The sequence below is a fragment of the Candidatus Nanopelagicales bacterium genome, from assembly GCA_018003655.1.
Taxonomy (GTDB): domain Bacteria; phylum Actinomycetota; class Actinomycetes; order S36-B12; family UBA10799; genus JAGNDY01.
Window position 1 is genome coordinate 1 of sequence record JAGNDY010000118.1, and the last position, 4,630, is coordinate 4,630.

Genomic DNA, 4,630 nt, shown 5'->3' on the forward strand with positions numbered 1-4,630 from the left:
ACGATCGGGTCGTCAGCGGTTCGGATCGACTCGTCAGCGGCGATCGGTACCGGAACTCGACGGCGGACCTCGGCGAGTTCAGCGAGCGTCGCGCACGGTTGTTCGGCGTACTGCAAGCCGCCGGCGACCACGTCCAGCTCGACCAGCCCAGTGACGGCTTGCTCCACCGTCCAGGCCGCATTGGCGTCGATTCGGATGTGGGCCTCGGCCGCGCCCGCGCGGCGCAACGCCGAACGCACGGCCGCAACCCTGGCCAGATCGTCGTCGAGGGTCTGGCCAGCCTGCGCCACCTTTACTTTGACAGTGGTGCAGCCGTCGCGTTCATAGGCTCGGGTCGTCAACTCCGTCGCGGCTTGCACACCCACGGCGGGAACGATCGCGTTAGTAGGCACCGCATCGCGAACTGGTGCTGGCCACCGGCCGAAGGCCGCCTCGATCGCTGCGGCGAGCCACCGGGCGCACGTCGGATCGTCGTACTCGAGGAACGGCGCGAACTCACCCCAGCCGCTCGTCCCGCTGATCAGCAGACCCTCGCGGGTCGTCACGCCGCGGAAGGTTGTGTTCAGTGGCAACTGAAACGGGGTCGCGTGGGCCAGAATCGTCGCGAGCGCCTGGTCAGTGGCCACGAGCTAGGGGCGCTTGGGGAACTGACCGAAGTTGGGTGCGCGCTTCTCCTTGTAGGCGTCGCGGCCTTCTTGCGCTTCCTCGGTCATGTAGAACAGCAGCGTCGCGTCGCCAGCGAGTTGCTGCACCCCGGCAAGTCCGTCGTCGGCCGCGTTGTGGGAGGCCTTGAGCATTCGCAATGCGAGCGGCGAGTGCGCCAACATCTCTCGGCACCACTCGACGGTCTCCTTCTCCAAGTCGGCCAGCGGCACTACCGAGTTGATCAAGCCCCAGTCGTACGCCTGCTCGGCTCCGTACTGCCGACACAACATCCAGATTTCGCGGGAACGCTTCTGTCCGATCTGGGCGGCCAGCAGACCCGATCCGTAGCCACCGTCGAACGATCCGACCTTGGGTCCGGTCTGGCCAAAGCGCGCGTTGTCCGCGGCAATCGTCAGGTCGCACACGATGTGCAGCACGTGTCCACCCCCGACGGCGTAGCCAGCCACCATCGCGACCACCGGCTTTGGCGTCCGACGAATCTGCACCTGTAGGTCCAGCACATTGAGTCGGCCGATGCCCTTCTGCGCCACGGCATCGTCACCGATGTAACCGTCGTTGCCGCGGATCACCTGGTCACCGCCGGAGCAGAACGCCCAGTCGCCCTGGCCGGTCAGCACAATGACACCCACTTGGTCGTCATCGCGAGCAACGTTGAACGCGTGGGTCAACTCAAACAAGGTCTGCGGACGGAACGCATTGCGCTTCTGCGGACGATTGATGGTGATCTTGGCAATGCCGACATCGTCGCCGGTGGAGACCTCATAGCGGATGTCGCCGTATTCGCCTCGGGACTCCCACACCGCACCCGGTTCGATCGAGGAATACGCCGGGTCTTGGGCCGCCGGGCTGTCCGGAGAAACGACTGGTGGGAGTTGATAGTGCGTGCGCGAATCCATGGTGGGTGTCGCCTCCGAGTGGGTGTGAACGTAGGTGGCTAGGCTAACCGCGATGCCAAAGCGGACCTTGACCCGGCTAACGGTGGAACCGGGCCCAGACGGAGTGCTGGCCTTAGCCGCCGAACTGCCCGACGCCCTCAATGGGGCTGGACCGGCGATAGCGCCCATCCCCGTGGGTCCACCGAGCTACGTGCAGCGGGTCCTTGCGGCCGTCCGGCCGGATGACCCGAGCGCACCGCTTGAACACGAGAACGTCGCCGTCGTCGTGACGACATCCGGTTCCATGGGTGAACCTCGCGGCGTGCTGCTACCCGGATCCGCCCTGATCGCCTCAGCGAAAGCCACCAATGCCCGGCTCGGCGATCCAGCCCGATGGGTGATGGCGCTGCCGGCACATCACGTCGCCGGCCTCCAGGTGCTGGTTCGGGCGCACCTGTCCGGGATCCCACCGGTGCCGTTGGATTCCGTTGGCGGTGCCGCGCATTTCTCCGCCGAGGAGTTCGCCCACGCGACCCGTGCCGCCCGGGCGATGGCCGACGTGGACGGATCAGCACTGCGGACCGCCTTGGTCCCGACGCAGTTGGCCCGCATCGTCGCGACCGGAATGGACGCCTCGGACACTCTCACCGCCTACGACACCATCCTGCTCGGCGGGGCGGCTGCGCCCCGCGGACTGATCCGTCGAGCGGTGTCCCTCGGTGCGCACGTGGTGACGACGTACGGCATGACCGAGACCTCCGGCGGCTGCGTTTACGACGGCACCCCGCTCAACGGCGTGACGGTCAAGATCGCCGACGCTGACGAGGCGGGAGTGGGTCGGGTCGAGATCATGGGCGCGATCGTCGGGCGCGGCTACCGGCTGCGGCCGGACCTGACGGCAACGCTGTTTAGCCCGGGCCTGCACCGAACCAGCGATCTGGGCCGAATCGATGACCTGAATCGCTTGGAGATCGTCGGTCGCATCGACGACGTCGTCCAAGTGGGCGGCATCAATGTCTCGGTCTCAGCGGTCGAGGCCGCCGTCAACGACACCGCCGAAGTCAGTGAAGCTGCAGTCGTTGCCGTGCCGGACGACCAGTGGGGCTCCAAGTTGACCGCGTTCGTGGTGCCTGACCCAACCGACCCGACCGCGGGTGACCGGGTCGTGTCGGCCGTCGTGAGCCACTCCGCCGACGTACTTGGCGCTGAGGCACGACCGCGCCAGGTTGTCGTCGTAGCCACTTTGCCGACGCTGCCAGCCGGCAAAGTGGATCGGGCGGAGTTGCGGAAAGCCGCTGCTGCCCGGATTGGACACTGACCGGTGGCAACGACCGCGCAGTGGATAGCTGGAACGCGCCCTCGAACGCTGCCGGCAGCCGTGGTCCCAGTCGCCGTGGGTGCAGCGGTCGCCTACTTCCTCAACGCGCCGTTGGGCGGATTCGCCTTCGGATTCAGGACCGCGCTGGCGTTGATCGTGTCGCTCGCGCTGCAAGTAGGGGTGAACTACGCCAACGACTATTCCGACGGGATCCGTGGAACCGACGAGGTACGGGTCGGACCGGTGCGCCTGGTCGGCCAGCAGCTGGCCAAACCCGGTGAGGTCAAGCGGGCAGCGCTGGCATCCTTCGCCGTCGCGGGCCTTGCTGGGTTGGCGCTGGTGCTGCTCACGGGCGCATGGTGGCTGCTCCTTGTGGGAGCCTGCGCGATCGTGGCCGCCTGGTTCTACACCGGCGGCCCCCGACCTTACGGATACGCCGGCCTCGGTGAGCTGTTTGTCTTTGTCTTCTTCGGATTGGTTGCCGTCGCCGGCACAACCTTCGTCCTCACCGGCCGAATCGAGTTCCTGGCCGTCGTCATGGCCGTGCCGATTGGCCTCTTCGCCTGCGCCCTACTGATCATCAACAACCTGCGCGACATCCCGGGCGATACCGCCGTTGGCAAGCGCACTCTGGCGGTTCGGATCGGGGATCAGCAGACCCGGGCCCTCTACGGCATAGCTATCGGGTTGCCGTTCGCGATCGCGGTAGTGGTGGGATTTGCCGGAATCGCCTTTGAATCAACCTTCCCGGCGGGTGCCCTCATCGCCGTGATCGCGCTGCCGTTTGCGTTGGCACCCTGGAAGACGGTGCGATCAGGAGCACTCGGGCCCGACCTCATCCCGGTCCTTGCTGCCACGGGTCGCCTGCAGCTCGCCTACGGACTACTGCTGACCGTCGGGATCTTCGCTAGTCGTTGACGCAGGTGCGGCATCGTCATAGAGGTTGTCCTCGGAACTCTTGGAGTCCTCAATCTTCTGGTTCATCCGGGAGAAATACCCACCCATGCGCGCGCCTGCGTTATCGCGCTGGCGGTAGAGCACCACGTAGGAAAGCAATCCTGAGATGAGGAATGCCAACACGATCAGCAGGATTCCGCGGGCCCCAGCCAGGTAGCAGACCGCGCCCGCGATGATGAGTAGCCCGAACCGCGCGAGGGTGTAAACCAAAATCGGGTGACCGCGGCGGCCTCGCCCGGCAACCGGTCCAGTGGTTGTTCCAGTCTCAGTGGCTGTTTCTGTCTCAGTGGCTGTTTCTGTCTCAGGAGCTGAGAGGCCACCATCGGTCAAGTCAACGGACTCCACGACATCATCGGTCGTCACAGGTGGATGCTCCTGCGAGCGGGAAGCCTGGGCCTTGGCATCGTCCATGGCATCAGGGTACGCGGCGGCTGGCGAATCCAATTGCGCCCAAGGTCGAAATCTGGCTTAGGCTGTGCACGTGGCACGACTCCTGCTGTTCGCAATCCCCATCGCGATAACGGTCTATGCCTTCTTCGACGTGCTCATGACGCCTAAGACTCGGGTGCGCACCCTGCCCAAGTGGTTCTGGGTCGTGGCCGTGCTGGTCCTACTGATCGTGGGCGCGCTGTTGTGGTTCGTCCTTGGCCGGCCACGCAAGGCCTCGGCCCCCGGAGGCGGTTCGAGTGGCTCCGGCGGAACCTACCGTCGGCCGATGGGCCCCGACGACGATCCGGACTTCCTGCGCGGGATCGACAACCGCAAACCCGAGACCGACAGTTAGTCGAGTTCTCGCTGGACGTTGTTGACACGG

General features: G+C 65.7%; 6 protein-coding genes. 3 read left to right on the forward strand and 3 right to left on the reverse strand.

The annotated features are described in order from the left end of the window. Both KAZ48_10765 and menB read right to left on the reverse strand, forming a co-directional pair. Positions 1–626 (reverse strand): O-succinylbenzoate synthase (locus KAZ48_10765; protein MBP7973272.1); only part of this gene is annotated, 626 nt, incomplete at its 3' end. Positions 627–629: 3 nt separating this feature from the next. Next, complete coding sequence (gene menB, locus KAZ48_10770) at positions 630–1,562, reverse strand: 1,4-dihydroxy-2-naphthoyl-CoA synthase (protein ID MBP7973273.1); 933 nt, start codon at positions 1,560–1,562, stop codon at positions 630–632. A gap of 52 nt (positions 1,563–1,614) precedes the next feature. Between menB and KAZ48_10775 the strand changes: the two genes are divergently transcribed. Together KAZ48_10775 and KAZ48_10780 are read left to right on the forward strand one after the other, a co-directional pair. After that, on the forward strand, positions 1,615–2,859 hold the full coding sequence (locus KAZ48_10775) for an AMP-binding protein (GenBank protein ID MBP7973274.1): 1,245 nt from the start codon (positions 1,615–1,617) through the stop codon (positions 2,857–2,859). 3 nt (positions 2,860–2,862) lie between these two features. After that, positions 2,863–3,777, forward strand: a complete 915-nt coding sequence (locus KAZ48_10780; GenBank protein ID MBP7973275.1) for a 1,4-dihydroxy-2-naphthoate polyprenyltransferase — start codon at positions 2,863–2,865, stop codon at positions 3,775–3,777. Here KAZ48_10780 and KAZ48_10785 read toward each other — a convergent pair. Beyond that, positions 3,742–4,227, reverse strand: a complete 486-nt coding sequence (locus KAZ48_10785; protein ID MBP7973276.1) for a DUF4229 domain-containing protein — start codon at positions 4,225–4,227, stop codon at positions 3,742–3,744. The two genes, KAZ48_10780 and KAZ48_10785, sit on opposite strands and share 36 nt — an antisense overlap. Positions 4,228–4,297: 70 nt before the next feature. On the opposite strand from KAZ48_10785, the gene KAZ48_10790 reads away from it, so the two are divergent. After that, on the forward strand, positions 4,298–4,600 hold the full coding sequence (locus KAZ48_10790; protein MBP7973277.1) for a PLDc N-terminal domain-containing protein: 303 nt from the start codon (positions 4,298–4,300) through the stop codon (positions 4,598–4,600). The last annotated feature ends 30 nt before the right edge of the window (positions 4,601–4,630 follow it).

Coding starts and splice junctions, on each gene's coding strand:
- KAZ48_10785 (MBP7973276.1), bottom strand. CDS start 4,227: ATGGACGATGCCAAGGCCCAGGCTTCCCGCTCGCAGGAGCATCCACCT.
- KAZ48_10775 (MBP7973274.1), top strand. CDS start 1,615: ATGCCAAAGCGGACCTTGACCCGGCTAACGGTGGAACCGGGCCCAGAC.
- menB (MBP7973273.1), bottom strand. CDS start 1,562: ATGGATTCGCGCACGCACTATCAACTCCCACCAGTCGTTTCTCCGGAC.